This window comes from Paracoccus sp. SM22M-07 (genome assembly GCF_001887735.1).
Taxonomy (GTDB): domain Bacteria; phylum Pseudomonadota; class Alphaproteobacteria; order Rhodobacterales; family Rhodobacteraceae; genus Paracoccus.
Genome location: NZ_JPKW01000001.1, coordinates 505,470 through 529,472, shown reverse-complemented (window position 1 = coordinate 529,472; position 24,003 = coordinate 505,470). Strand labels below are relative to the sequence as shown.

At 67.0% G+C, this 24,003-nt stretch carries 23 protein-coding genes, 1 tRNA gene and 1 pseudogene; 16 read left to right on the top strand and 9 right to left on the bottom strand.

Features of this window, described 5'->3' with window-relative positions:
• Nucleotides 1-53: 53 nt before the first annotated feature.
• A tRNA-Cys gene (locus IE00_RS02680) sits at nt 54-127 on the bottom strand.
• Between the two features lie 149 nt (nt 128-276).
• Here IE00_RS02680 and IE00_RS02675 point away from each other — a divergent pair.
• From IE00_RS02675 to IE00_RS02665, 3 genes are read left to right on the top strand one after another with little or no spacing between them, the layout of a single operon-like run.
• Nucleotides 277-930, top strand: coding sequence for a protein-L-isoaspartate O-methyltransferase (locus IE00_RS02675; RefSeq protein WP_072295477.1), 654 nt, complete (start codon nt 277-279; stop codon nt 928-930).
• A 50-nt stretch (nt 931-980) separates the two neighbouring features.
• Entirely contained in the window at nt 981-2,312 is a 1,332-nt protein-coding gene (locus tag IE00_RS02670) for a TolC family outer membrane protein (RefSeq protein WP_072295659.1), read from the top strand.
• A 23-nt stretch (nt 2,313-2,335) separates the two neighbouring features.
• Nucleotides 2,336-2,866 carry a hypothetical protein gene (locus IE00_RS02665; protein ID WP_072295476.1) on the top strand — a complete coding sequence of 177 codons (531 nt, stop codon included), beginning with the start codon at nt 2,336-2,338 and terminating at the stop codon, nt 2,864-2,866.
• A gap of 6 nt (nt 2,867-2,872) precedes the next feature.
• Here the strand turns inward: IE00_RS02665 and IE00_RS02660 are convergent, their stop codons facing one another.
• Genes IE00_RS02660 through surE form a run of 3 tightly spaced genes read right to left on the bottom strand, consistent with a single transcriptional unit; the run spans nt 2,873 to nt 5,487 of the window.
• Nucleotides 2,873-3,979, bottom strand: a complete 1,107-nt coding sequence (locus IE00_RS02660; RefSeq protein WP_072295475.1) for a LysM peptidoglycan-binding domain-containing protein — start codon at nt 3,977-3,979, stop codon at nt 2,873-2,875.
• Between the two features lie 36 nt (nt 3,980-4,015).
• Nucleotides 4,016-4,672, bottom strand: coding sequence for a protein-L-isoaspartate(D-aspartate) O-methyltransferase (locus IE00_RS02655; protein WP_072295474.1), 657 nt, complete (start codon nt 4,670-4,672; stop codon nt 4,016-4,018).
• A complete protein-coding gene (gene surE, locus IE00_RS02650) occupies nt 4,669-5,487 on the bottom strand; it encodes a 5'/3'-nucleotidase SurE (RefSeq protein ID WP_072295473.1) in 819 nt (272 codons plus the stop codon). The genes IE00_RS02655 and surE overlap by 4 nt, the downstream gene beginning before the upstream one ends.
• A 206-nt stretch (nt 5,488-5,693) precedes the next feature.
• Between surE and IE00_RS02645 the strand changes: the two genes are divergently transcribed.
• On the top strand, nt 5,694-6,608 hold the full coding sequence (locus tag IE00_RS02645; RefSeq protein ID WP_072295472.1) for a sulfite exporter TauE/SafE family protein: 915 nt from the start codon (nt 5,694-5,696) through the stop codon (nt 6,606-6,608).
• Nucleotides 6,608-7,486: a TIGR02186 family protein gene (locus tag IE00_RS02640; protein WP_240493771.1), complete on the top strand. Its 879-nt coding sequence runs from the start codon at nt 6,608-6,610 to the stop codon at nt 7,484-7,486. The genes IE00_RS02645 and IE00_RS02640 overlap by 1 nt, the downstream gene beginning before the upstream one ends.
• Nucleotides 7,487-7,601: 115 nt before the next feature.
• Here the strand turns inward: IE00_RS02640 and IE00_RS02635 are convergent, their stop codons facing one another.
• On the bottom strand, nt 7,602-8,558 hold the full coding sequence (locus IE00_RS02635) for an L-malyl-CoA/beta-methylmalyl-CoA lyase (RefSeq protein WP_072295471.1): 957 nt from the start codon (nt 8,556-8,558) through the stop codon (nt 7,602-7,604).
• Between the two features lie 166 nt (nt 8,559-8,724).
• Between IE00_RS02635 and IE00_RS02630 the strand changes: the two genes are divergently transcribed.
• Complete coding sequence (locus IE00_RS02630) at nt 8,725-9,585, top strand: D-amino-acid transaminase (protein ID WP_072295657.1); 861 nt, start codon at nt 8,725-8,727, stop codon at nt 9,583-9,585.
• An 82-nt stretch (nt 9,586-9,667) separates the two neighbouring features.
• Here the strand turns inward: IE00_RS02630 and IE00_RS02625 are convergent.
• Nucleotides 9,668-10,409, bottom strand: a pseudogene (locus IE00_RS02625) (N-formylglutamate amidohydrolase).
• Between the two features lie 114 nt (nt 10,410-10,523).
• Between IE00_RS02625 and pyk the strand changes: the two are divergent.
• From pyk to IE00_RS02580, 9 genes are all read left to right on the top strand, one after another.
• Nucleotides 10,524-11,969, top strand: a complete 1,446-nt coding sequence (gene pyk, locus IE00_RS02620; RefSeq protein ID WP_072295470.1) for a pyruvate kinase — start codon at nt 10,524-10,526, stop codon at nt 11,967-11,969.
• Nucleotides 11,970-11,971: 2 nt separating this feature from the next.
• Nucleotides 11,972-12,199, top strand: a complete 228-nt coding sequence (locus tag IE00_RS02615) for a hypothetical protein (RefSeq protein ID WP_072295469.1) — start codon at nt 11,972-11,974, stop codon at nt 12,197-12,199.
• A 112-nt stretch (nt 12,200-12,311) separates the two neighbouring features.
• Nucleotides 12,312-12,512, top strand: a complete 201-nt coding sequence (gene rpmI / locus IE00_RS02610) for a 50S ribosomal protein L35 (RefSeq protein WP_072295468.1) — start codon at nt 12,312-12,314, stop codon at nt 12,510-12,512.
• Between the two features lie 15 nt (nt 12,513-12,527).
• The gene (gene rplT, locus IE00_RS02605; RefSeq protein WP_072295467.1) at nt 12,528-12,887 is read left to right on the top strand and encodes a 50S ribosomal protein L20; all 360 of its coding nucleotides are present in this window, start codon (nt 12,528-12,530) and stop codon (nt 12,885-12,887) included.
• 124 nt (nt 12,888-13,011) lie between these two features.
• Nucleotides 13,012-14,109: a calcium:proton antiporter gene (locus IE00_RS02600; protein WP_072295466.1), complete on the top strand. Its 1,098-nt coding sequence runs from the start codon at nt 13,012-13,014 to the stop codon at nt 14,107-14,109.
• Nucleotides 14,109-15,452 (top strand): cytochrome P450, encoded by a 1,344-nt coding sequence (locus tag IE00_RS02595; RefSeq protein ID WP_072295465.1) that lies wholly within the window; start codon nt 14,109-14,111, stop codon nt 15,450-15,452. Before IE00_RS02600 ends, IE00_RS02595 begins: the two co-directional genes overlap by 1 nt.
• A 69-nt stretch (nt 15,453-15,521) precedes the next feature.
• On the top strand, nt 15,522-16,928 hold the full coding sequence (locus tag IE00_RS02590) for a sodium:alanine symporter family protein (protein WP_072295464.1): 1,407 nt from the start codon (nt 15,522-15,524) through the stop codon (nt 16,926-16,928).
• A gap of 85 nt (nt 16,929-17,013) precedes the next feature.
• Nucleotides 17,014-18,096 (top strand): phenylalanine--tRNA ligase subunit alpha, encoded by a 1,083-nt coding sequence (gene pheS, locus IE00_RS02585; protein WP_072295463.1) that lies wholly within the window; start codon nt 17,014-17,016, stop codon nt 18,094-18,096.
• Entirely contained in the window at nt 18,093-18,383 is a 291-nt protein-coding gene (locus IE00_RS02580) for a YrhK family protein (protein ID WP_072295462.1), read from the top strand. The genes pheS and IE00_RS02580 overlap by 4 nt, the downstream gene beginning before the upstream one ends.
• Before the next feature lie 11 nt (nt 18,384-18,394).
• Here IE00_RS02580 and IE00_RS02575 read toward each other — a convergent pair whose 3' ends face one another.
• Nucleotides 18,395-18,694: a TM2 domain-containing protein gene (locus IE00_RS02575; protein WP_072295461.1), complete on the bottom strand. Its 300-nt coding sequence runs from the start codon at nt 18,692-18,694 to the stop codon at nt 18,395-18,397.
• A gap of 239 nt (nt 18,695-18,933) precedes the next feature.
• Here IE00_RS02575 and pheT point away from each other — a divergent pair, with 239 nt between their 5' ends.
• The gene (gene pheT, locus IE00_RS02570) at nt 18,934-21,321 is read left to right on the top strand and encodes a phenylalanine--tRNA ligase subunit beta (protein WP_072295460.1); all 2,388 of its coding nucleotides are present in this window, start codon (nt 18,934-18,936) and stop codon (nt 21,319-21,321) included.
• 36 nt (nt 21,322-21,357) lie between these two features.
• On the opposite strand, the gene oiaX is transcribed toward pheT, so the two are convergent.
• Both oiaX and IE00_RS02560 read right to left on the bottom strand, forming a co-directional pair.
• Complete coding sequence (gene oiaX, locus IE00_RS02565; RefSeq protein WP_072295459.1) at nt 21,358-22,611, bottom strand: 3-oxo-isoapionate-4-phosphate decarboxylase OiaX; 1,254 nt, start codon at nt 22,609-22,611, stop codon at nt 21,358-21,360.
• On the bottom strand, nt 22,608-23,987 hold the full coding sequence (locus IE00_RS02560) for a four-carbon acid sugar kinase family protein (protein ID WP_205949641.1): 1,380 nt from the start codon (nt 23,985-23,987) through the stop codon (nt 22,608-22,610). Before IE00_RS02560 ends, oiaX begins: the two co-directional genes overlap by 4 nt.
• Between the last annotated feature and the right edge of the window lie 16 nt (nt 23,988-24,003).

The following is a 24,003-nucleotide window of genomic DNA, read 5'->3' as shown; positions in this document are numbered from 1 at the left end:
ATACCTGAATTGATACCCTGCTGACGGTCACAAGGCGAATGCCCAGTGTTTGTTGGAGGTGGGTACCGGAATCGAACCGGTCTTCACGGATTTGCAATCCGGTGCGTAACCTCTCCGCCAACCCACCGCCGTCGAGAGTGGGCATGGCTTAATGGATTGCGCGGCGCCTTGCAAGACGCGATCTGGACGATGCCGCGACCTGTCACGTCCGGCGTTGCCCAGTTCGTGCAAACATGGCAATAAGCGATCAAAGAGGTCGAGCAGAGGTTCCCCGACATGAGCGATTTCGCCGCCCGGCGCACGATGATGGTGGACACGCAGGTCCGCCCCAGTGACGTGACCAAATTCCCGGTGATCGAGGCGATGCTGGACATCCCGCGCGAGGATTTCGTTCCCGCCAGCCGCCGCTCGGTCGCCTATTCCGGTGAGAACCTGGACATCGGCAACGGTCGCGTGCTGCTGGAACCGCGCACGCTGGCCAAGCTGGTCGATGCGCTGGACATCCAGCCCGACGAGCTGGTTCTGGATCTGGGCTGCGGCTATGGCTATTCGGCCGCGGTGATGTCGCGCATGGCCGAGGCCGTCGTCGCCATCGAGGACAGCGAGGAACTGGCGGCCGAGGCGCAGACGCGCCTGTCGGATGCCGGCATGCACAATGTCGCGGTCCTCAAGGCCGAGCTGACCGAAGGCGCCCCCAAGCAGGGCCCCTATGACGTGATCCTGATCGAGGGCGCGGTCGAGGACGTTCCCCCCGCCATCATGGACCAGCTGCGCGATGGCGGCCGCATCGCGGCGCTGTTCCGCGAAGGCAATCTGGGCGTGGCCCGCATCGGGCACCGGCTGAATGGACGCGTCAGCTGGCGCTATTGCTTCAATGCCAATGCGCCCATGCTGAAGGGTTTCGATCGCGCCCGCGGGTTCTCACTGTGAGGTCGCTGGTCCGCCTTGCCGGCGTTGCGCTGCTGGGCTTGGCCGCCGCCATGCCCGCGCGGGCCGAATCGCTGGCCGACACCATGGTCGCCGCCTATCGCCATTCGGCGCTGATCGAACAGAACCGGGCCGTGCTGCGGGCCGCCGACGAAGACGTCGCGGCCGCCGTGGCGGCGCTGCGCCCGGTGGTGGAATGGGTCGCCAACTATGGCGCCTCGCGCACCGAAGGCGATACGACGCGTCGCACGACATCGCTTGAACTGAATGCCAGCCTGACGCTTTACGATTTCGGGCGGTCGCAACTGGCCATCGACGGGGCCAAGGAGCAGGTCCTGGCGACCCGTCAGGCGCTTGTCGCGATCGAACAGCAGGTGCTGCTGGATGCGGCGCTTGCCTATTTCAACGTGCGCGAGGCGATCCAGCAGGTCGCCCTGCAGCAGAACTCGGTCGAGGTGCTGTCGCGCGAACGCCAGGCCGCCCAGGACCGCTTCGACGTGGGCGAGATCACCGTCACCGACGTGGCGCTGGCCGACGCTCAGCTGGCCGCCACCCGCGCCAGCCTGGCTGCCGCGAATGGTGATCTGGAGGTCCAGCGCGAGGCCTATCTGGCCGTGACGGGCAAGCTGCCCGTGTCGCTGTCGGCCCCGCCGCCGCTGCCCAAGCTGCCCGCCACGCTGAACGAAGCCCGCGCCATCGCGCAGCGCACCCATCCTTCGGTGTTGCAGGCGCAGCGCAGTGCCGCGGCCGCCGAAATCGGCGTGGCCGCCGCTGCCGCCGAACGCAACCCGACCCTGTCGGGAACGGCGGGCGTCGGGGTCAGCCGTCAGCCCCAGACATTGCTGAACGGCAATTACGGCAGCACCAACAACGCCTCGGTCGGGCTGCGGTTGAACCAGACGATCTATTCGGGCGGACGCTTGTCGGCGGCCCATCGCAAGGCCATGGCGCAGCGCGACCAGGCGCGTTCGTCGCTGTTGAACACGGCGCGCCAGGTCAGCCAGACGGTCGGCGAGACATGGGCGAATATCGACGTGGCGCGCGCGCAGATCACCGCAATCGCCGAGCAGATTTCGGCCGCCCAGCAGGCCTATGACGGCGTGCGCGAGGAAGCCCTGCTGGGCGCGCGCACGACGCTGGACGTGCTGGACGCGGAACAATCGCTGCTGGAGGCGCGGGCCGACCGCATCACCGCGGAATCCAACCTGCAATTAGCGCATTATCAACTTCTGGCTGCTATGGGTCTGTTGACGGTAGAAAACCTGAAACTGGGAATTCCGACCTATGACCCATCGCAATACTACAATGCCGTGCGCAATGCGCCGGCCACCAGCAAGCAGGGCGAAAGCCTGGACCGGGTGCTGCGCGCCATCGGCCGCAACTGATCCTCTGACCGGCGGTTTGCGGCATGGCTAGGCCGCGTCGCAAACCCGCCCCGGCCCCCGCGCTGCGCCTGTCCCGCAAGCGCCGCAGCAACCGCTCCACCCGCCCCCAGATCGCACAAGTGACGTCGGACGCCCTGCGCCTGAGGGCCGATATCGGCAGCACGGTCCGCACCATCCGCACCATGATCGACGCAGACCCAACGGTGCTGAGCATTGCCGAGGCGCCGGTCGTTCCACCGCGCCCCACGCTGTTCCGCATCTGGCAGGCCTGCTGTGCGCGCATCCTGACCCGTCTGGAACCGCCGGCACCGATGGTCCAGGAACCGGTCATCCAGCCTGCGCCGCCGGTTGAACAGCCTGAACCGGCGCCCATCCCCACAGCTCAGGACATTGCGCGGATCGTCATGTCCCATCCCGACCTGCGGGATCAGCTGCACTCGGCCGTTCATGAAAAGCTGGAGGGCGAGATGGGGCAGAAATTCTCGGCGAATCTGCGGGCGGTGATCCGTGCCCAGGTCGCCATGGCGGTCGAAGACCGGCTGGTCGACCTCTAGGCAGCCTCAGTTCAGCATCTTTTCGGGGTCCACGCTTTCAAAGCCGCGCCGGACCTCGAAATGGACGAAACCGTCATTGCCGGCCTTGCCGAGGCTTTGTCCCGCGCTGACGGTGTCGCCCTTGGCGACATCCACCCCGTCCAGCCCGGTATAGACGGTCATCAGGTCGCCTTCGTGGCGGACGACGATGATCGGGACGCCGGCCGTGTCGCGGGTGATCGCGGCCACGCTGCCGGCCCCGGCCGCCGTCACGGGCGTCCCGGAAGGGGCGGCGATGTCGATGCCGTCATTGCTGCCCTTTTCATAGACCCGGATGATCGACCCGGAAACGGGCATCCGCAGCGGTCCGCCCCCAGACGCTGCGGTCCGTGTCGCGCCAAGGTCCGTCGTCGGCGCATCAGGCGCCGGTTCGGATGCGGGGGCGGTGGTTTCGTCGGGCAGGGGGGTCGCGGCGGAGGGCGGCTTGGGGGTCGGGCTGCCGGTGCCGGGAACGGTGGTCGCCAAGACATCGGGTTTCGTGCCGGGCTTGGGGACGATCAGGCGCTGTCCGACCCGCAGGTCCATGTTCGCGGGCAGGCCGTTCCACGACGCCAGATCCTGCACCGTCACGTCATATTTGCGGGCGATCGACCATGCGGTTTCGCCCGAAGCCACGACATGTTCCGAAGGCGTCTGCGGAGAGGGGGCGGCGGGTTTCGTGCCCGTGCCCTTGGCAAAGGGATCGGTGACGATTGCGGCGATGCCGGTCGGTCGTGCCACGGTGCCCTGCGCGACCTTGGTGGGCAGGACCAGCACCGCCCCGCTGCGCAGGGGCGCATCGGCAGGCAGGGCGTTATGGGACGCCAGCTGCCCCGCATCAAGCCCCAGCCGGGCTGCGACGGTGGCCGGCGTATCGCCCGCCTGCGCGACCGCGACCTGGCCATTGGCAAAGGTGATCACGCCACGGTTGTCCGGCTGGGGGCGGGGTGCCGCCTGCGCCGCGGCGGGGGCGGTGTCCAGCCCCCCGTTCATCCAGCCGCGCAGATCGGGATCGAAGCGGCCTTCAGTTCCGCAGGACGCCAGGGTAAGCGACGCGACCCAAAAGCCTGCGACGCGACAAGAGCCATTCTTCATGATGATATCCTCAGCCTGCCTGTAATCGGCCGGGGGTCATGTCTGGCCCAACCCCTCGACCAGCGGAACGAACCGGACCTGTCGCAGCTCGTCATAGTCGAACCCGGTTTCGGATCGGCTGACGCGGATCAGGGTCTGGACCGCGTCCGACTGACCGACAGGAACCACCATGATACCGCCGATCTTCAGCTGTGCCAACAAGGGGCCGGGCGGATCTTCGGCGGCTGCGGTCACAAGAATGCGGTCGAAGGGGGCCTGGTCGGGCAAACCGCGCGATCCGTCGCCCACCTGCGCGATGATGTTGTAAAGACCCAGCTGACGGAAGGTGGCCTCGGCCTCCTGGACAAGGCGGCGGTGGCGGTCGACGGTGTAGACGCGGCGGCACAGCCCCGACAGGATCGCCGCCTGATAGCCCGAACCGGTGCCCACCTCCAGGACGGTGTCGCGGGGCCCGATGGCCAGCGCCTGCGTCATCAGGCCCACCACGGATGGCTGGCTGATGGTCTGGCCGCAGGGGATCGGCAGGGGGGTGTCCTCATAGGCGCGGTCGGCGAACTGGCCGCGCACGAACAGCCCGCGGTCGATCCCCTCCATCGCCTCCAGCACGCGGGGATCGGTGACGCCCCGCGACCGCAGCTGGAACAGGAAGCGCATCTTGCGTTCGGCCGGGCTGTCCTGGGGTTCGTCGTTCATTCGGCAGCCTCGCCGGGAAGGGTCAGGTCGTTCAGCGCCCGGCCCAGCCCCGCCAGCGAATCATGGCAGGTCAGATCGGCGCGCATGGGCGTGACCGAGACATAGCCCTCCAGGTTCACCGCGACATCGGTGCCGTCCTGCGCGGGCGCCTGCTGCGATCCGCCCGCGATCCACATGAAGCGCCGCCCGTTCGGCGCGGTCTGCGGCACGACGCCAAAGCTGCTGCCGTGGCGCTTGCCCTGGCGGGCGACGCGGATGCCCTGCACGGCCGCGGCGGCGACGGGCGGGAAGTTGATGTTGTAGAACAGCCGGAAATCCGCGTCCGAGGTCCAGTCGCCATGATCCAGCAACCGCCGGATCACCGTCGCGCCGTGCAGACGCGCGGCCTCGAAGGGATCGTCCAGCTTGGCGGTTTCCGGTCCCAGATATTGCGACAGGGCGATGGCGGGAAGACCCTGCAGGGCCGCCTCCATCGCGCCGCCGATGGTGCCGGAATACATCGCGTTCTCGCCGGCGTTGTTGCCGCGGTTGACGCCCGACAGCACCAGGTCGGGCAGGGCGTCGACCATGATGTCGCCGACGGCCGCCAGCACGCAATCGGCGGGGCTGCCCTCGGCAGCAAAGCGGCGGGGGGCCAGTTCGGCGACCATGGTGGGGTGGGAATAGCTGATGCAATGACCGACGCCCGATTGCTCGAAAGCCGGGGCCACGGTCCAGACCTGCCCGTCGGGGCCCGCAAGCTGCGTCGCGATCTGGTGCAGCACCTCGAGGCCCGGTGCGTTGATGCCGTCGTCATTGGTGATGAGAATGCGCATCCTGCCCCCTTGTGATCAGGCCCTGAATGTCCGGCACCGGCGGGATTCTGCCGGTGCACGCGGATGTGACCTTGCCTTTGCTTAGCCGCCGCATGGTCGCGCTTCAACCCGAACATGCGCAACCGTGATGGCGGCGGGCGGAAAGCGGTTTGACCTGACCTGCGGGGCGATGCATCCTTGACGCAACGAAACGGGCCGCGACGCGTATGCAGATATACCTTCCCATCGCCGAGGTCTCGGTCAATGCCTTCACCCTGATGGGGTTGGGCGGCCTTGTCGGCGTCATGAGCGGGCTTTTCGGTGTCGGCGGCGGTTTCCTGATCACGCCCCTGCTGTTCTTCATCGGCATTCCCCCGGCCATCGCCGTTGCGACCGGCGCGAACCAGGTGGTGGCGTCCTCGGTGTCGGGGGTTCTGGCGCATATGAAGCGCAAGACCGTCGATTTCCGCATGGGGGGCGTGCTGCTGGCGGGCGGGCTGATCGGGTCCGGTCTGGGCGTCCTGGTCTTCAACATCCTGCAGCGGCTGGGCCAGGTCGAGCTGGTCGTCCAGCTGTGCTATGTCGTCTTTCTGGGCCTGATCGGCGGGATGATGCTGCAGGAAAGCCTGCGCGCCCTGCGCCGCGCCCGCCATCCGACCGGTCGCCGACGGCTGCATCAGCACAACTGGGTCCACCGCCTGCCCTTCAAGATGAAGTTCCGGACCTCGGGGCTCTATATCAGCGTCATCCCGCCCTTGCTGGTGGGTGTCGCGGTGGGCGTCCTGGCGGCGATCATGGGGGTCGGCGGCGGCTTCATCATGGTGCCCGCGATGATCTATCTGCTGGGGATGCCGACCAAGGTGGTGGTGGGAACATCGCTGTTCCAGATCACCTTCGTGACGGCCTTCACGACGCTGATGCATGCCGTCAGCTATAACACCGTGGACGTGATGCTGGCGCTGCTGCTGATCGTGGGGGGCGTCATCGGGGCGCAGATCGGCACCACGCTGGGCGCGAAACTGCGGGCCGAACAGCTGCGGATCCTGCTGGCACTGCTGGTGCTGGCGGTCTGCGCCAAGCTGGCGCTGGATCTGTTCCTGACGCCCGAAGACCTGTATTCCATCGTCACGCGGGTGCGCTGATGTCCCGATATGCCCCCTTGATCGCCCTGATCGTCGCACTGCTGCCAGGGGTGGCTGAGGCGCAATCGCAGGGGTCGCTGATGCCCACAGAAGATGCTGGCACGGGCTATCCGCTGTTTCCCGATCCCGGCCGTCCGCGCAGCGCGGTCCCCGAAAACGTGCCGAAACCGGCCGAACAGGTGGTGGCGGGCCTGTCGGATGATTCGGTGTCCATCACCACCAGCTTCGACGGGTCCGAGATCCTGATCTATGGCGCCATCCGCCGCGAGGCGCCGATCCCCGAGGGCCGGCTAGACGTGATCGTCACCATCGAGGCGCCCTCGCAGCCGATGACCATCTGGCGCAAGCAGCGGCGCCTTGGCATCTGGGTCAACACCGAACGGGTCGAGGTAGGTGCCGCGCCCAGCTATTATGCCGTGTCCAGCACCGGGCCCCTGGACCAGATCCTGCTGCCCGGCTGGGACAGCCGCTATCGCATTTCGCTGTCGCAGGCACTGCGGGCCTTCGAGGGTGCCCCCGAGGTCGCGGATGCCCCGGTCTTCACGCAGGCGATGGTGCGGCTGCGCCAGAATGATGGCCATTTCCGACTGGACGAGGGCGGGATCGAGCTGGCACAGGACACGCTGTTCCGCGCCGACATCCGGCTGCCTGCCAACCTGCTGGAGGGGGATTACAAGACCCGGATCTTCCTGCTGCGCGACGGCCAGGTCATCGATGTCCACCGCGCGGCCATCGAGGTGCGCAAGGTGGGGCTGGAACGCTGGCTCTATAATCTGGCCTTCGACCAGCCGCTTCTTTACGGGCTGATGTCGCTGGCGGTGGCGGTGCTGGCGGGCTGGGGTGCCTCGGCCGGGTTCCGCAAGCTGCGGCGCGCCTGACCGCTCCCAAAGAAGACCCCGAAATGCGACAGGCCCTGCGACGGTTCGCAGGGCCTGCTCCTCCCCCTTGGTGCGGTCCGGACCCCTCCACTGGTCCGGTCCGCGGGGTGTTCCTTCAGGCTGAAATCAGCTCGGCCTGGCGCACGATGACTTCGGCCTGCTTGATCGAGGCGATGTCGACCAGACGTCCCTTGTACACGGTCGCCCCCGCGCCGTCTCGCTTTGCCTGCTCCATCGCGGCAAGAATTTCGCGGGCCTCGGTGACGGCGGCCTCGTCGGGGGAAAAGACCTGATTGCACAGCGCCACCTGGCTGGGATGGATCGCCCATTTGCCGACCATGCCAAGCGTGGCCGAGCGGCGGGCCTGGGCAATGAAGCCGTCCTGATCGCTGAAATCGCCATAGGGACCGTCGACCGGCAGCAGCCCATGCGTCCGGCAGGCCGCCACGATGGCCGTCTGCGCCCAGTGCCAGGGATCGGGCCAGTATTTCTGGCCATCCCGCACCATGTAGTAGTTTTCCTGCGTGCCCCCGATGCCGGTGGTGGCCATGCCCATGGATGCCGCGAAATCGGCGGCGCCCAGGCTGATGGCCTGCAGGCGCGGTGATGCGGCGGCGATCTCCTCGACATGGCAGATGCCGGCGGCGGATTCGATGATCACCTCGAAGGCGATGGGCTTGGTCCGGCCCTTGGCGCGTTCGACGGCGGTGACCAGCGCATCGACGGCATAGATGTCGGAAGCGTTTCCGACCTTGGGGATCATGATCTGGTCCAGCCGGTCGCCCGCCTGTTCCAGCAGGTCGATCACGTCGCGATGCCACCAGGGCGTATCCAGCCCGTTGATGCGCACCGACAGCGTCTTGGTCCCCCAATCCACGTCGCCGATTGCTTGGATGATGTTCGACCGGGCGCGCTCCTTGTCGTCGGGGGCGACCGAATCCTCGAGGTCGAGGTTGATCACGTCGGCGTCGGATTTCGCCATCTTCGGGAACAGGGCCTCGCGCGATCCTGGACCGAAAAGCTGGCAGCGGTTCAAGCGGGCAGGCGGCAGCGGTTGGGAACGAAAGCTCATGCAAGGGTCCAGTTCGGAAAGATTCGGGACTGGCTTGGTAATAATCTTTCGCTGCGGATGCATCAAGGGCTTTCCTGCAGCGCGGCGAGGCGGAGCGATGCGCTTGACGGGCGGGGCTGTTTGGGCGCAGGACCACGGCCATGTCTTGACGCCTCAGGAGGAACAGATGAAGCGGACGGTGTATGTGAACGGCGATTACCTGGCCGAGGATCGCGCGACGGTGTCGATCTTTGATCGCGGCTTCCTGATGGCCGATGGCGTCTATGAGGTCGTCAGCGTGTTGGGCGGCAAGCTGATCGATTTCGACGGTCACATGGTGCGCCTGAAGCGGTCGCTGTCGGAGCTGGCCATCGCCAACCCGCTGGATGACGCCGCCTATCTGGAGGCGCATCGCCGGCTGATCGCGGAAAACGACATCACCGACGGGATGATCTATCTGCAGGTGACGCGCGGCAATCCGGGCGACCGCGATTTCGCCTATCCGCCCGCCGATACGGTGCCGACGGTGGTGATGTTCACGCAATCGAAGCCCGGCCTGGCCCATGCGCCCGCCGCGAAGACCGGCTGGAAGGTGATCAGCGTCGAGGATCTGCGCTGGGGTCGCCGCGACATCAAGACGGTGCAGCTGCTGTATCCCTCGATGGCCAAGATGGAGGCGAAGGCGCGCGGTGCCGACGATGCCTGGATGGTCGAGGAAGGCCGCGTGACCGAAGGCACCAGCAACAACGCCTATATCGTCAAGAACGGCACGATCATCACGCGCGAACTGAGCCACGACATTTTGCACGGGATCACCCGCGCCGCCGTGCTGCGCTTTGCCGCCGAGGCGCAGATGAAGGTCGAGGAGCGTAGCTTCACCATCGCGGAAGCGCAGGACGCGGACGAGGCCTTCGTCACCTCGGCTTCGGCCTTCGTGATGCCGGTGGTCGAGATCGACGGTGCGACGGTCGGCGACGGGTCGGTCGGCCCGGTCGCGGCGCGGCTGCGCGAGATCTATCTGGAAGAGACGATGAAGACCGCCGTCTGATTTGTGATCTGAGTTTGCGTCCCGCGACGCCGGGGGGCTTGCCGCCCCCCGGACCCCCCGCGCGGCGCCCTGCATGGTGGGGTCAGAGACCGCTTGCGGCCAGCGTTTCGGCGATGACCGGCGCCAGCCGGGCGGCCCATTCGGCCTGACCTTCGGGGGTCGCGATCAGGTCGTTGCGGATTTCGATCAGCATGTTCGGACGGTTGCGCGACAGGGCGTGGCGGTCGATCGAGTCGCCCTCGAGATGCCCGGTATAGGGCTGGTTTTCCCCCGTCACCCATCCTTGGTCGCGGCAGGCCTGCACCATCGCCGGACCAAGCCGCGCATCGCGATGCGAATAGAGGATGCCGACCTGCCAAGGGCGCGGCGGGCGGCCCTTCAGCTGTGGGGTGAAGCTGTGGATCGCGCAGATGCAACGGTCGGGATGCCCGTCGGCCAGTTCGCCCAACGCCGCGTGATAGGGACGGTGCAGGCGCGCAAGGCGGCGTTCGCGTTCGGCCTGATCGGCATGCTTGTTGGCCGGAATGACCGTCCCGTCGTAAAGCCGCATCAGCAGGGTCGGGTCGTCCTCGCCCCGGTTGGGGTCGATCACCAGCCGCGAGAAATGCGACAGGATCGCGGGGGCGTCCATGATCTGGGCCAGGCGCCGCGTCAGCCCCGCGGCCCCCACGTCGAAGGCGATATGGCGGGCCATGTCGGCGGGCGCGATGCCCAGATCCCCCCCCCGACACCCAGTCGGGAACGTGATTCGCGGCATGATCGCAGGTGATCAGCCATCGGGAGGGGCGTGTCGCGCCTTCGATGTGGAAGGGTGGGGGCGTCATGGTCCGGTCATCTGTGTTGCTGCAAGCTGTCTACGACGGATGGGCGCCAGACGCCAGTTGCCGCCACGCTGCATTTGCGGCATAGATAGCGCTAAACTTAGATAGGGCGGGATGATGAGACGACATCGCAACGTGAAGATCGTGGCAACCCTTGGACCGGCATCTTCGACCAAGGAAATGATCCGCGATCTGTTCGAGGCAGGGGCCGACGTGTTCCGCCTGAACATGAGCCATGGCAGCCATGACGATCATCGGGAACGGTACAGCACGATCCGCGAGATCGAGGCCGATACCGGCCGTCCGATCGCCATCCTGGCCGACCTTCAGGGCCCCAAGCTGCGCGTCGGCGCCTTTGGTTCGGGCCCCCAGGACCTGGAGGTGGGCGACAAGTTCCGCTTCGACTTGGATGCCGCGCCGGGCGACAAGACCCGCGTGCAGCTGCCCCACCCCGAGATTTTCGCCGCCCTGATCGAGGGCAGCGAGCTGTTGGTCAATGACGGCAAGATCCGCCTGCAGGTCGAGACCTGCGGCGCCGATTTCGCCGAATGCGTCGTGACCGTCGCAGGCACCATTTCCGACCGCAAGGGCGTGAACGTCCCCGATGTCGTGCTGCCGCTGGCAGCCCTGTCGGACAAGGACCGCGCCGATCTGGAATTCGCCTGCGAGCTGGGCGTCGACTGGCTGGCCCTGTCCTTCGTGCAGCGCGCCGAGGATGTCGAGGAAGCCATCGCCCTGGCCAAGGGCCGCGCCGCGGTGCTGTCCAAGATCGAGAAACCCGCCGCCGTGCGCGCCTTCGACGAGATCCTGAAGGTTTCGGACGGGATCATGGTCGCCCGGGGCGATCTGGGGGTGGAATTGCCGGTCTATTCGGTGCCGCCGATCCAGAAGCGCCTGGTGCGCCTGTGCCGCAGCGCCGCCAAGCCGGTGATCGTGGCGACGCAGATGCTGGAATCGATGATCGACAGCCCGATGCCCACCCGCGCCGAGGTCAGCGACGTCGCCAACGCCATCTATGAAGGCGCCGATGCGGTGATGCTGTCGGCCGAAAGCGCCGCGGGCAGCTTTCCGGTCCAGGCGGTGCAGACGATGGACAACGTCGCCCGCTCGGTCGAGGCGGACAAGAACTATCGCTCGATCATCGAAGCCGCGCGCAAGGCCAGCCTGTCCTCGGTCCCCGACGCCATCGTGACCGCCGCGCGCGAGATCGCCGAGACGACCGACGTGGCGGCGATCTGCGCCTTTACCCAGTCGGGCAAGACGGTCAGCCTGGTGGCGCGCGAACGCCCCCGCGTGCCGATCATCGCGCTCAGCCCGCTTGAATCGGTGACCCGCCGCCTGTGCCTGACCTGGGGGACGCATTGCGTCATCACCCCGCGCCTCAGCCGCTTCAAGGAAGCCGTGGTCAACGCCACCCGCGCCGCACGCGACTACAACTTCGCCGACGAAAGCCGGCAGGTCGTGGTCATCGCGGGCGTGCCCTTCAACGTGGCGGGCAGCACCAACATCATCCGGATCGCGCCCTGCGACGACCGGCTGATCTTTGCCTCGGACGCCGAATGATGATGGCGGCGGATCTTCTGCTGCTGGGCGGCATCGCGCTTTGCGCCCTGTCGGTGGTGCTGGCCGTGGTGCAGCTGGCGCGCACCCAGGCGCCGCGCGCCGCGATCCTGACCTTCATGGCCGGGATCCTAGTGCTGGTGATCGGCGCATCCGTCGATCCCGACCCCTTCCACCCCGATGACGTGGCTTCCGCGTTCCATCGCGTGACGGGGATCGGTTCGGCCGGCTGATTGGGGTTGCCAATCGCGGGGCGCCGTCCTATACGGCGCCCTTCCTTACACATGCGGCCGGCCGATCATGGCATTGCCGAGTCGCATGATCACTCTGACGAAGGAGATGAAAATGCCGAAGATGAAGACCAAGTCGGCCGCGAAAAAGCGGTTCTCGATGACGGCCTCGGGCAAGGTCAAGGCAGGTCAGGCCGGCAAACGCCACGGCATGATCAAGCGCACGACCAAGTTCATCCGCGACGCTCGCGGGACGACGGTGCTTTGCGATGCAGACGCCAAGATCGTCAAGAAATACATGCCCTACGCTCGCTGATCAGGAGAACCCCATATGTCCCGCGTTAAATCCGGCAAGGTGACCCACGCCCGCCACAAGAAAGTCCTCGATCAAGCCAAGGGCTATTATGGCGCGCGTTCGCGCAACTTCCGCACCGCCACCCAGGCCGTCGACAAGGCCAACCAGTACGCGACCCGCGACCGCAAGAACCGCAAGCGCAACTTCCGCGCCCTGTGGATCCAGCGGATCAACGCCGCCGTCCGCATGGTCGACGCCGAAATGACCTATTCGCGCTTCATCAACCTGCTGTCGAAAGCCGGCATCGAGGTTGACCGCAAGGTCCTGGCCGATCTGGCCGTGAACGAGCCCGAAGCCTTCGGTGCCATCGTCGCACAAGCCAAGGCCGCTGCCTGATCCTTCGAGGCAGATGCCGACATTGAAAGGCCCGTTCCCGCGCAGGGGGCGGGCCTTTTTCGTGCCGCGAACGTGATGGGCCGTGCAGATTGCCGGGGTCGGACCGCCCGCATATCTTGCCCCCATGAGAACTCTGAACAAGCTGTCGCGGGAAATCGCGATCCTGGCCGTGATCGCCACATTGGCGGTCTTCAACCTGTTTGGCCATGGCGCGCTGGCCCCCGCTGCCGGGATCGGCGGCGCGCTGTCGTTCCTGTGGCTGATGGGGGTGATGGTCTGGGGAGCCTCGGCCGTCGTCCGCCACGCCGAGGCTCTGGCCGAACGTCTGGGCGAACCTTACGGCACGCTGATCCTGACCCTGGCCGTCGTCTGCATCGAGGTGGCGCTGATCGGGTCGGTGATGCTGTCGGGCGATGGCGGCCCGACCCTGGCGCGCGACACGATGTTCGCGGTGGTGATGATCGTGCTGAACGGGCTGGTGGGGCTGTCGCTGCTGCTGGGGGCGCTGCGGCATGGCGAACAGAGCTATAATTTCGCGGGCGCCTCGTCCTTCCTGACGGTGCTGGTGCCCTTGGCGGTCTTTGCGATGGTGCTTCCCGATTATACCATCTCCAGCCGGGACGGCAGCTTCACGGGCGCGCAGGCGCTGTTCTTTTCCATCGTGACCTTCGCGCTTTACCTGGTCTTTCTGTCGATCCAGACCGTGCGCCATCGCGGCTTCTTCACCGAACCCGAGGATCCCCCCGTCATCCGCCATGGCCATGCCCGTTATGCGACCTGGGCGCATGGGCTGTTGCTGGTGGCGACCCTGCTGCCCATCGTGCTGCTGTCCAAGAAGATGGCGGGCTTCGTCGATCACGGCATCAACGCTATGTCCCTGCCTGCGGCACTTGGCGGCGTTGTCATCGCCACCATCGTTCTGGCATCAGAGGGGATGTCGGCGGTCCGTGCCGCCCTGTCGAACCGTCTGCAGCGGGCAGTGAACCTGTGTCTGGGGGCGGCGTTGTCCACCATCGGGCTGACGGTGCCTGCGGTGCTGATCATTGGCATGGCCACGGGGCAGGGGGTGATCCTGGGCCTTGGGCCGCAGATGCAGGTGCTGCTGGCGCTGACGCTGCTGACCTGCGTGCAGACCTTCGGGGCGCGCCGGACCAATGTTTTGCATGGCGCCGTCCATCTGGTGCTGTTCCTGGCCTATCTGGCCCTGATCCTGGAGCCGTGATGACAACCGAACCCGTCAAGGTGCCGCTGGCCGTACGACCCCTGGGGGCGATCGGCACGGTCATGACCGCGCGCCGCAACCTGTTGGAGCTGATCCCCCAGATCGCGGTCCGCCAGCCCATCGTGTCGGGCAAGACCGGCCTGCGCTGGCACATGGTCATGGACCCCGGCGCGCTGCGGCACATCCTGAAGGACCGGGTCGAGGATTATCCGAAATCGGTGACGACCAAGCTGATCCTAGAACCCGCCATCGGCAGCAGCATGTTCGTGGCCGAAGGCGCCCATTGGCGCTGGCAGCGCCGCGCCGCCGCCCCCGCATTCGCCCACCGCCATGTCGAGGCGCTTGGCCCCGTCATGACCGCCGCCGCCGAGGCATCGTCGCGCCGCCTTGCCGCCGCGCGGGGCCCGGTGGACCTGTTTCAGGAAACCGTCGCGGCGACCTTCGAGGTGATTTCCGACGTGACATTTTCCGGCGACGGCATGTTCGACCGCGATCATGTCCACAAATCGATCGACGCCTATATCGCGCAGACGGCCAAGGTGTCGCTGATGGACGTCCTGGGGCTGCCCGCCTGGCTGCCGCGTCCGGGGCGGCTGTTCGCGGGGCCGGGGCTGAAGCGGATGAAGGCGGTCGCCGACCAGGCCATCGCCGCCCGCGCCAAGGCCCCCAAGGACGGCGCGCCCGACCTGCTGGACCTGCTGCTGGACGCCCAGGACCCCGAGACCGGCCGCGCCATGAACCGCGACGAGCTGCGCGACAACCTGCTGACCTTCATCGTGGCAGGGCATGAAACCACCGCGCTGACCCTGGGCTGGGCGCTGTATCTGATGGCCTTCGACCCGGCCATCCAGGAACGCGCGGCGTCCGAGGCCCGCGCCGTTCTGGGCGACCGCGCCGCCACCGCCGCCGATTACGGGCAGCTGCCCCTGATCCAGCGCATCGTGAACGAGACCCTGCGGCTTTATCCGCCTGCCGCCTTCCTGTCGCGGACGGCGCAGGCACCCGATACGCTGTGCGGACGGCAGGTCAGGCCGGGCGACACGGTGATGATCCCGGTCTATGCGCTGCACCGCCATCACCTGCTGTGGGACCGGCCCGACGATTTCGACCCCGACCGTTTCCTGACCACGCCCGACCGCTATGCCTTTTTGCCCTTCGGGGCGGGGCCGCGCATCTGCATCGGCGCCAGCTTTGCGCTGCAGGAGGCCGTGATCATCCTGTCCACCCTGTTGGCGCGCTTCCGGTTCAGACCCGTTCCCGGGCGCGATCCGCAGCCCCGGATGATCCTGACCCTGCGCCCCGAAGGCGGCGTCTGGCTGCAGGTCGAACCCCGCCGCGCCTGAGCGCCAAGCTTGCGTCTGCTCACACGAGTGTTACAGGATGCGCAAAGTTTTAGCAGCCTGGGGACCGTGATGAGCGCCATCATCGACTTTCTGAACACCATCTTCTGGGGTTACGTGCTGATCTATGGCCTTCTGGCCGTCGGTCTCTACTTCACCTTCCGCCTTGGGCTGCTGCAATTCGTGCATTTCGCCGAAATGTGGCGCTGTGTGCGCGGTTCGGGCGAAACCGACCGCAACGGCATCTCGCCGTTCCAGGCGCTGTCGGTGTCGCTGGCCAGCCGCGTGGGCACCGGCAACATCGCAGGCGTCGCGGTGGCGCTGACGCTGGGCGGTCCGGGGGCGATCTTCTGGATGTGGATGGTGGCGCTGGTCGGCATGGCCACGGCCTATGCGGAATCGACGCTGGCCCAGCTTTACAAGGTGCATGGCACGGATGGGATGTACCGGGGCGGCCCGGCCTATTACATCTCGCGCGGGCTCAGGATGAACTGGCTGGCGGGGCTGTTCGCGGTGTCGCTGATCATCTCGTTCGGGCTGGTCTTCAACGCGGTCCAGGCCAATTCGATCGCCCAGGCGGTCGAGGTGGCGTTCGGCATCAACCCGGCCATCGTCGGCGTCATCGTGGCGGTCCTGTCGGGGGTCATCATCTTCGGCGGCATTCCCCAGATCGCGCGCACCGCGCAGATGGTGGTTCCGCCGATGGCGGGGATCTATCTGCTGACCGCGATCGTCGTTCTGGCGATGAATCTGCCCGCCGTGCCGGGCATCCTGTCGGGCATCGTGAAATCCGCCTTTGGCCTGCAGGAGGCCGTGGGCGGCGTCACCGGCGGCGTCATGGCGGCGGCGTTGAACGGCATCAAGCGGGGCCTCTTCTCGAACGAGGCCGGCATGGGCTCCGCCCCCAACATCGCGGCCGTGGCCGTTCCCGCCCCCCATCACCCCTCCAGCCAAGGCTTCGTGCAGGCCCTGGGCGTCTTCATCGACACCATCCTGGTCTGCACGGCCACGGCGGTGATGATCCTTCTGGCCGATGTGATGCCCTCGCAGGAGCTGACGGGCGTGAACCTGACGCAGGCGGCGCTGGCCGATCATTTCGGCGGTTTCGGCCATATCTTCGTGGCGGTCGCGATCTTCTTCTTCGCCTTCACCTCGATCATCGGCAATTACAGCTATGCCGAAAACGCCCTGTCCTTTCTGGGCGCGGGAAAGACCGGCATCCTGATCCTGCGCGTTGCGGCGCTGGCCATGGTGATCTGGGGATCGCTGCAGGCCGTCACCACGGTCTTCAACTTTGCCGATGCCAGCATGGGGCTGATGGCCACGATCAACCTGATCGCCATCGTCGCGCTGTCGGGCACGGTGGCGCATGTGACGCGCGACTATCTGCGTCAGCGCAAGGCCGGCAAGGAGCCCGAATTCCACATCGCCGATCACCCCGGTATCGCGCCGGGCGTCAAGGGCGATATCTGGAACTGACCGAAACCGGGCCGCGCGGGTGGGCCAAGGCTTCCCCCGCGCGGCCCTGCATGCTAACGCGGGGCCAACTGGAATGAGGCCCCCGATGGACGATCTGACCCCGCTGCGCCAGCTTTGGCTTGACCGCATCAACTCTGCCACCGATCCCGCCGCCATCGAGGAGGTGCGTCTTGCCGCCCTTGGCAAGAAGGGCGAGATCAGCCTGAAGATGCGCGAACTGGGCAAGATGACGCCCGAGGAGCGCCAGACCATCGGCCGCAGCCTGAACGAGCTGCGCGACGAGATCGACGCCGCCCTGCGCGCGCGCAAGCTGTCGCTGGAAGACGCCGCCCTGGAGGCGCGCCTGGCCGAGGAATGGCTGGACGTCACCCTGCCGGGCCGTCCGCGCCCGCGTGGCACGATCCACCCGATCACCCAGGTGACCGAGGAGATCACAGCGATCTTTGCCGATATGGGCTTTGCCGTGGCCGAAGGCCCGCAGGTCGAAAGCGACTGGTACAATTTCGACGCGCTGAACATCGCGCCCGAACATCCCGCGCGCCAGGAACACGACACCTTCTTCATGCATCGCGCGCCGGGCGACGACCGCCCGCCGCATGTGCTGCGCACCCACACATCCCCCGTGCAGATCCGCGCCATGCAGGATCAGGGCGCGCCGATCCGCGTCATCGCGCCGGGCCGCGTTTACCGCATGGACATGGACCAGACGCATACGCCGATGTTCCACCAGATCGAGGGACTGGCCATCGGTCGCGACATCAGCATGGCCCAGCTGAAATGGACGCTGGAGGAATTCTGCCGCGCCTTCTTCGAGGTCGATCAGGTCGAGCTGCGCTTCCGCGCCAGCCACTTCCCCTTCACCGAACCCTCGGCCGAGGTGGATATCCGCTGTTCCTGGGAAGGCGGCCAATTGAAGGTCGGCCAGGGCAATTCCTGGTTGGAAATTCTTGGATCGGGGATGGTGCATCCGCATGTGCTGCGGTCGGGCGGGATCGATCCCGACGAATGGCAGGGTTTTGCCTTCGGCATCGGCATCGACCGCCTGGCGATGCTGAAATACGGCATTCCCGACCTGCGCGCCTTCTTTGAAAGCGACCTGCGCTGGCTACGCCATTACGGCTTTGCCGCCGGCGACACGCCCAGCCTGTCGGGCGGCCTGTCCGCATGAGCCTTTGGGGCGGCATCTTCCAACATCACCGGCGCGAGGCAAGCGATGCCACGCGCCGGATCTATGCCCAGTTCGAGATCGCCCACACCATCGTCGATTTCGGCGCGGCGCTGTGCTTCATCATCGGATCGGTCATGTTCTTTTCCGATGATTGGCAGACGCCCGCGACCTGGTTCTTCACCATCGGGTCATTCCTGTTCGCGGCCAAGCCGACGCTGAAGCTGTGGCGTGAAATCAAGCTCTATCGCATGGGCAAGACCGAAACCCTGGCCGAACGCATCGGTTAGGCGGCGTGGCCTCAGGCCAGCCGCCGCCTGATGTCGTTCTTGTCACGGTCGATCATGCCGGGGATCAGGAACAGGTCGATCACGCACCACAGCACGATGAAACCCACCGGGATCCAGCCGATCAGGATCGGCGTCATCAGCCAGCCAAGGCCCCAGACGACCAGCATCAGCAGCCCGCTGATCCAGCGGCCCAGATACATGCGGTGCACGCCGAAGCCCCACAGGAAAATCAGCAGCAGATAGGCCACGAAAGGCGATTTCGCCTCGTTCGCCACTCGCTGTTCGATCAGAAGCTGACGGTCGGTCTGCATCGTGGTTGGGCCTTTCAAAGGGGTGGGTCGCACATGACCCTTTCCCATCAGTTAGGGGCAATTCGCCGCCGCGCAAGACCGGGCCCAGGGGTTTCGCGCCGTCGGAGGGGGCCGCAAAACCCGCCGATGGGGGCAAAAAGCCACGATCCGTCTTGACCCTTGGCCCCTTGCGCGGTTCAAGGCTGCAAACCCACCCCCGCCACATGCCTGCGCGGGCCGGAACCCGGAAAGCCACAGTCATGAAGTTCACCCTGTCCTGGCTCAGAGAGCATCTCGAGACCACCGCCACCGTCGATCAGATCGCCGAGGCGTTGACCGACCTGGGGCTGGAGGTCGAAGAGATCGCCGACCCCGCCGCCAAGCTGGGCGGCTTCACGCTGGCGCGGGTGGAACATGCCGAACAGCATCCCGATGCCGACCGCCTGCGCGTCTGCCGGGTGATGACCGACGAGGGCGAAAAGCAGATCGTCTGCGGTGCGCCGAACGCGCGGGCGGGCATCACGGTGGTTCTGGCCAAGCCCGGCGATTACGTGCCGGGTCTGGACGTCACCCTGGGCGTCGGCAAGATCCGCGGCATCGAGAGCCACGGCATGATGGCATCCGAGCGCGAGCTGGAGCTGTCGGACGAACATGAGGGCATCATCGAGCTGCCCTCGGGCGAGGTCGGGCAGCGCTATGTCGACTGGCTGGCGCAGAACGCGCCCGACAAGATCGACCCGATGATCCATATCAAGATCACCCCGAACCGCCCCGACGCACTTGGCGTCCACGGCATCGCCCGCGATCTGGCGGCCCGGGGCCTGGGCGTGCTGAAGCCTGTCAGCTCGACCCGGATCGCCGCCGGGTTCGATTGCCCGATCGGCGTGACCATCGCCGATGACGTCGCCGCCAAGGCGCCCTTCTTTTCGGGCCGCATGGTGCGGGGCGTCAGGAACGGGCCCAGCCCGGAATGGCTGCGCAAGCGCCTGACCGCCATCGGCCTGCGCCCGATCAATGCGCTTGTGGACATCACCAACTTCTTCACCTTCGACCTGAACCGTCCCCTGCATGTCTTCGATGCAGCCAAGGTGACGGGCAACCTGACCCTGCGCGCGGCACGGGAGGGCGAGGAACTGGTCGCGCTGGACGACAAGACCTATGCCATGCCCGAAGGCGCCGTCGTCATCTGCGACGATCGCGGCATCGAAAGCATCGCGGGCGTGATGGGCGGCGCGGCCTCGGGCGCGCAGGAGGACACGGTCGATGTCTTCATCGAATCGGCCTATTTCGATCCGATCAGCACCGCCACGACGGGGCGCGCGCTGAAGATCAACAGCGATGCGCGATACCGTTTCGAACGCGGCATCGACCCGGCCTTCACGCTGCAGGGGCTGGATCTGGCTACGCAGATGGTGCTGGACCTCTGCGGCGGCGAGGCCTCTTCGGTGGTGACGGCGGGTGCCATTCCCGACACGTCGCGCGCCTATCGCCTGGACCCCCCGCGCACCACGCGCCTGATCGGCATGGACATCCCCGAGGATCAGCAGCGCAGCACGCTGGAGGCGCTTGGCTTCCGGCTGGAGGGCGACATGGCGCATGTGCCGTCCTGGCGTCCCGACGTGCTGGGCCAGGCCGACCTGATCGAGGAGATCGGCCGCATCGTCAGCTTCTCGAAGCTGGAGGGCAAGCCGCTGTCGCGTCCGCAGGCAGGCGTCCCCAAGCCCATCCTGACCCCCTTGCAGATGCGCGAGAAGACCGCGCGCCGGATGGCGGCGGCCCTGGGTTACAACGAATGCGTGACCTACAGCTTTATCGACCAGGCGTCGGCGGCGCTGTTCGGCGGTGGCCAGGATGCGGTGCGGGTGGAAAACCCGATCAGCAGCGAGATGTCGCATCTGCGCCCCGACCTGCTGCCCGGTCTGTTGGCGGCAGCCGCCCGCAACCAGGCGCGTGGGGCGGCCGATCTGGCCCTGTTCGAGCTGGGGCCGGTCTTTTCGGGCGGCGAACCCGGCGATCAGGCCGTCCGCATCAGCGGCTTGCTGATCGGCCACAGCGCGGCGCGCGATCCCTATGGCAGCCGTCGCAAGGTCGACCTCTATGACGCCAAGGCCGATGCCGAGGCGATCCTGCAGGTCATCGGCGCGCCCGCCAAGGCGCAGATCAACCGCAAGCTGGACGGCTGGTGGCATCCGGGCCGCGCGGGCAACATCGCACTGGGCCCGAACGTGCTGGCCAGTTTCGGCGAGGTCCACCCCAAGATCCTGCGCGAGATGGGCGTCAAGGGACCGGCCGTCGCCTTCACGGTGAACCTGGCCGCTGTGCCCTTCCCCAAGACCAAAACCGCGACGCGCCCGGCGCTGGATGCGGCGGGCCTGCAGGCCGTCGACCGCGATTTCGCCTTTATCGTCGATCCCAAGGTCGAGGCGCTGACCCTGGTCAATGCCGCCGCAGGTGCCGACAAGGCGCTGATCCAGTCGGTGTCGGTCTTCGATCAGTTCACGGGGCTGGAGGACGGGCGCAAGTCCATCGCCATCACCGTGCGCCTGCAGCCGCGCGACAAGACCCTGACCGATGCCGATATCGAGGCCGTCGCCCGCAAGGTCATCGAGAAGGTCCAGAAGGCCACAGGCGGCACCCTGCGCGCCTGAGGGCGGCAGGTTGCCACAGGGATCATGGGGCCGCCTTCAGGGGCGGCCCCATTTCTCATAGGCGGCACGAAAATCCGGATGCTCGGCGGCGGCCTGCTGGATGGTCAGCCCGGCCGCGGCGGCCCGCCAGGCATGGCGGATCGCGCGGATCCCGGCCGCGGGACCGTTCGGATGGCCGTGAATGCCGCCGCCGCCCAGATACATCAGGTCCAGGGACTGGCCAGTGCGGCGCCAGGTCTCGAAGGCCTGGCCGCCCCATTGCCCCGAACAGACGACCGGCAGGGGACGGTCGGCGGCGCTGAAGATGGGGCGGCTGACATCGGCGAAGGATTGCACGAAGCTGTCATCGGGCTCCCAGTATTTCGCGCCGATGCCGTTGATCTGGAACTGATCCACCCCCAGCAGCCGCCAGATCTGCTGATAGGGGCCGAAATCATAGCCCAGCCCCGGATGGCGCGTCAGCAGGTCCCAGCCATTGCGATGGGCGTGCAGGCACAGTTGCGACCGCTTGCGCAGAAAGCCGAAGCCTCCATGCCCGACCGAGTTGATGTTGATGAGCGCCGCATTGCCGCCATGCCGGACGACGTGGTCATGGTTGCGCATCATCAGGTCGGGATCGGCCGCGGAGATGCCGAAGGCATACATCACCGTCTTGCCCGTCCGTTCGGCGTGGTCGCGGATGACGGGCATGACGGCCCGGACGCGGTCCTCCAGCGGGGAATAGGCGGGGGACATCATCTTTTCATCGTCCTTGATGAAATCGACGCCCGCATCGCACAGCATCCGCACGACCTCTGCCGTGGCTTCGGGCGACAGGCCAAGCGAGGGCTTGATGATCGAGGCGACCATCGGGCCTTGCGGCACACCCATCAGGCGACGCGACCCGTCGATGCCGAATTGAGGGCCGGGATGGCAGGCGAAGGCGGGGGGCAGGTCCAGCCCCGTGACGCGGATGCCGCTGAGACCGCGCATGGCAAAGACGCCGCCCAGGGTCACGGTCATCAGCGCCGCGATATCGGTGCCGATCGAGTCCAGCGGATAGGCGATGGTGGCGCTGGCGCGGTGGACGGGGCCGGTAACGCCCTGCGCCCGCGGGATCGCGGGAAGGGCGTGATCGTCCAGTGGCGTCACCGATTCGACGCGGGCGGCGTGGCGGGCACGCAGGGCAGGGGTTTCACCGGGCAGGTCGGTGAAGGTTCCGGTGGATTGATCGGCGGCGATCCTGGCGGCGACGGCCTGGGGGTCGTCCGGGGTCTCGATCAGATAGGTGACGCGGATCATCTGGGTCATGGCTGTGCCTTTCGGGTCGTGTCGCGGGGGCCGCCGCCGTCGCGGATCCAGCCGAAGTAATCCTGCGACCCCATCTGGCCGCCTTTCAGCGCGATCTCCAACCCGTCATGGGGGGCGTCGCCGAAGGCCTGGCTCAGGGCCGCGCCAGGAATCGTGGGGGCCTTGGCGACCAGCGCCGACAGCCCCAGCTGGCGCATTGCGTGACCCGAGCTGTCACCGCCCGAAATCACCGCCCGCCGGATGCCCGACCCGCGCAGCGTCGCGTCCAGGATGCGCCCAAGCGCCTGCCCGATGCGGCGGTTGGCGGTTTCGGGGTCCGTGCCGCTGGTGGCCAGTGTCCGGCGGAAGGCTGTGACCTGGGGGCCGTCGTGACCGGCCGCCGAATGGACCAGCGGCGACTGGCCCTGTGCCGCCTCCGCCAGCGCGGCACGGGTGGCGCGGGTTTCCTCGGATCGCAGGTCGGTGTCGGAACCGCAGACGGCGCGGGCGTCGAAGGCGATCAGGGCAAAGCCGTTTCCGGCCGCCCAATCCAGCTGCGCCGCCGTCACCGGCGACACCGACCCCGACACCGCCGCGATCCGGTCGACCGCGCCCGCCGAAGCGGCAGGCGGGGCCGGCGGGATCATCCCGATGTCCTGCCAATGCCGCACCAGCGCGTATTCGACCCCCTGGCTGCCCGCGACCAGACCCAGCCTGTCGCGGTTGTCCCAGATCAGGCGCCCGGCCGCGGCTTCGGAGGCAGCATCCATGCCGTCGATCGACAGGATGCGCGCGCCCTGGTCCAGCAGGGCGTCCAGACGGGGCTGCGGATCGGCCAGATCCTCAAGGTCGATCAGCGCGGCGGGCAGGTTGGTCTGGGCCGAAAGGTGGCGCAGCAGGTCCGATTCCGCCATCGGCGTGGCGGGGTGATGGGCCATGACGGGGTGGCGATCCAGCCGAAAGACGCCCTGATCGGTGCCCGCGAACAGATGACCGAAGGCCTGATAGCGGCGCATCGCGGGGGCCGCCGTCAACAGGGGCACGGCACGGGCGGGGCGCACCTGAAGGCCCGCGCCGATCGCCGCACCGATCGATCCACGGCCGGGGGACGAATCGAAGGTGGAACAGATCTTGTAATGCAGCAGGGCCGGGTTCAGCGCCGCCAGCACCCGAAACAGCGGCGGCAGGTTGTCCGCCATCCATGCCGGATCATGGGCCCGCGCGGTGGTGGCGATGCCGATCCCCCGCGCATCGGCAAAGCGGTCCAGCAAGGCAGGCGACGGCGCGTCGGTGAACAGGACCGAAGGAATGCCTGCGAAATGTAGCACCTCCATCACGGCGGCCGAACCGGTGAAGTCGTCGCCCAGCCACGCGACCAGCGGCGTGTTTTTTCGCATAAGCCCCCCTGCCATG

Bases quoted from the DNA above. Each gene is read 5' to 3' on its own strand.
- IE00_RS02660 (WP_072295475.1), bottom strand. From the start codon at position 3,979: ATGAAGAATGGCTCTTGTCGCGTCGCAGGCTTTTGGGTCGCGTCGCTT.
- IE00_RS02575 (WP_072295461.1), bottom strand. From the start codon at position 18,694: ATGCAGACCGACCGTCAGCTTCTGATCGAACAGCGAGTGGCGAACGAG.
- IE00_RS02590 (WP_072295464.1), top strand. From the start codon at position 15,522: ATGAGCGCCATCATCGACTTTCTGAACACCATCTTCTGGGGTTACGTG.
- IE00_RS02670 (WP_072295659.1), top strand. From the start codon at position 981: ATGCCCGCGCGGGCCGAATCGCTGGCCGACACCATGGTCGCCGCCTAT.
- IE00_RS02630 (WP_072295657.1), top strand. From the start codon at position 8,725: ATGAAGCGGACGGTGTATGTGAACGGCGATTACCTGGCCGAGGATCGC.
- pheT (WP_072295460.1), top strand. From the start codon at position 18,934: ATGAAGTTCACCCTGTCCTGGCTCAGAGAGCATCTCGAGACCACCGCC.
- surE (WP_072295473.1), bottom strand. From the start codon at position 5,487: ATGCGCATTCTCATCACCAATGACGACGGCATCAACGCACCGGGCCTC.
- IE00_RS02580 (WP_072295462.1), top strand. From the start codon at position 18,093: ATGAGCCTTTGGGGCGGCATCTTCCAACATCACCGGCGCGAGGCAAGC.
- pyk (WP_072295470.1), top strand. From the start codon at position 10,524: ATGAGACGACATCGCAACGTGAAGATCGTGGCAACCCTTGGACCGGCA.
- IE00_RS02635 (WP_072295471.1), bottom strand. From the start codon at position 8,558: ATGAGCTTTCGTTCCCAACCGCTGCCGCCTGCCCGCTTGAACCGCTGC.
- IE00_RS02615 (WP_072295469.1), top strand. From the start codon at position 11,972: ATGGCGGCGGATCTTCTGCTGCTGGGCGGCATCGCGCTTTGCGCCCTG.
- IE00_RS02675 (WP_072295477.1), top strand. From the start codon at position 277: ATGAGCGATTTCGCCGCCCGGCGCACGATGATGGTGGACACGCAGGTC.
- IE00_RS02645 (WP_072295472.1), top strand. From the start codon at position 5,694: ATGCAGATATACCTTCCCATCGCCGAGGTCTCGGTCAATGCCTTCACC.
- IE00_RS02640 (WP_240493771.1), top strand. From the start codon at position 6,608: ATGTCCCGATATGCCCCCTTGATCGCCCTGATCGTCGCACTGCTGCCA.
- pheS (WP_072295463.1), top strand. From the start codon at position 17,014: ATGGACGATCTGACCCCGCTGCGCCAGCTTTGGCTTGACCGCATCAAC.
- IE00_RS02595 (WP_072295465.1), top strand. From the start codon at position 14,109: ATGACAACCGAACCCGTCAAGGTGCCGCTGGCCGTACGACCCCTGGGG.
- IE00_RS02560 (WP_205949641.1), bottom strand. From the start codon at position 23,987: ATGCGAAAAAACACGCCGCTGGTCGCGTGGCTGGGCGACGACTTCACC.
- oiaX (WP_072295459.1), bottom strand. From the start codon at position 22,611: ATGACCCAGATGATCCGCGTCACCTATCTGATCGAGACCCCGGACGAC.
- IE00_RS02600 (WP_072295466.1), top strand. From the start codon at position 13,012: ATGAGAACTCTGAACAAGCTGTCGCGGGAAATCGCGATCCTGGCCGTG.
- IE00_RS02655 (WP_072295474.1), bottom strand. From the start codon at position 4,672: ATGAACGACGAACCCCAGGACAGCCCGGCCGAACGCAAGATGCGCTTC.
- rpmI (WP_072295468.1), top strand. From the start codon at position 12,312: ATGCCGAAGATGAAGACCAAGTCGGCCGCGAAAAAGCGGTTCTCGATG.
- rplT (WP_072295467.1), top strand. From the start codon at position 12,528: ATGTCCCGCGTTAAATCCGGCAAGGTGACCCACGCCCGCCACAAGAAA.
- IE00_RS02665 (WP_072295476.1), top strand. From the start codon at position 2,336: ATGGCTAGGCCGCGTCGCAAACCCGCCCCGGCCCCCGCGCTGCGCCTG.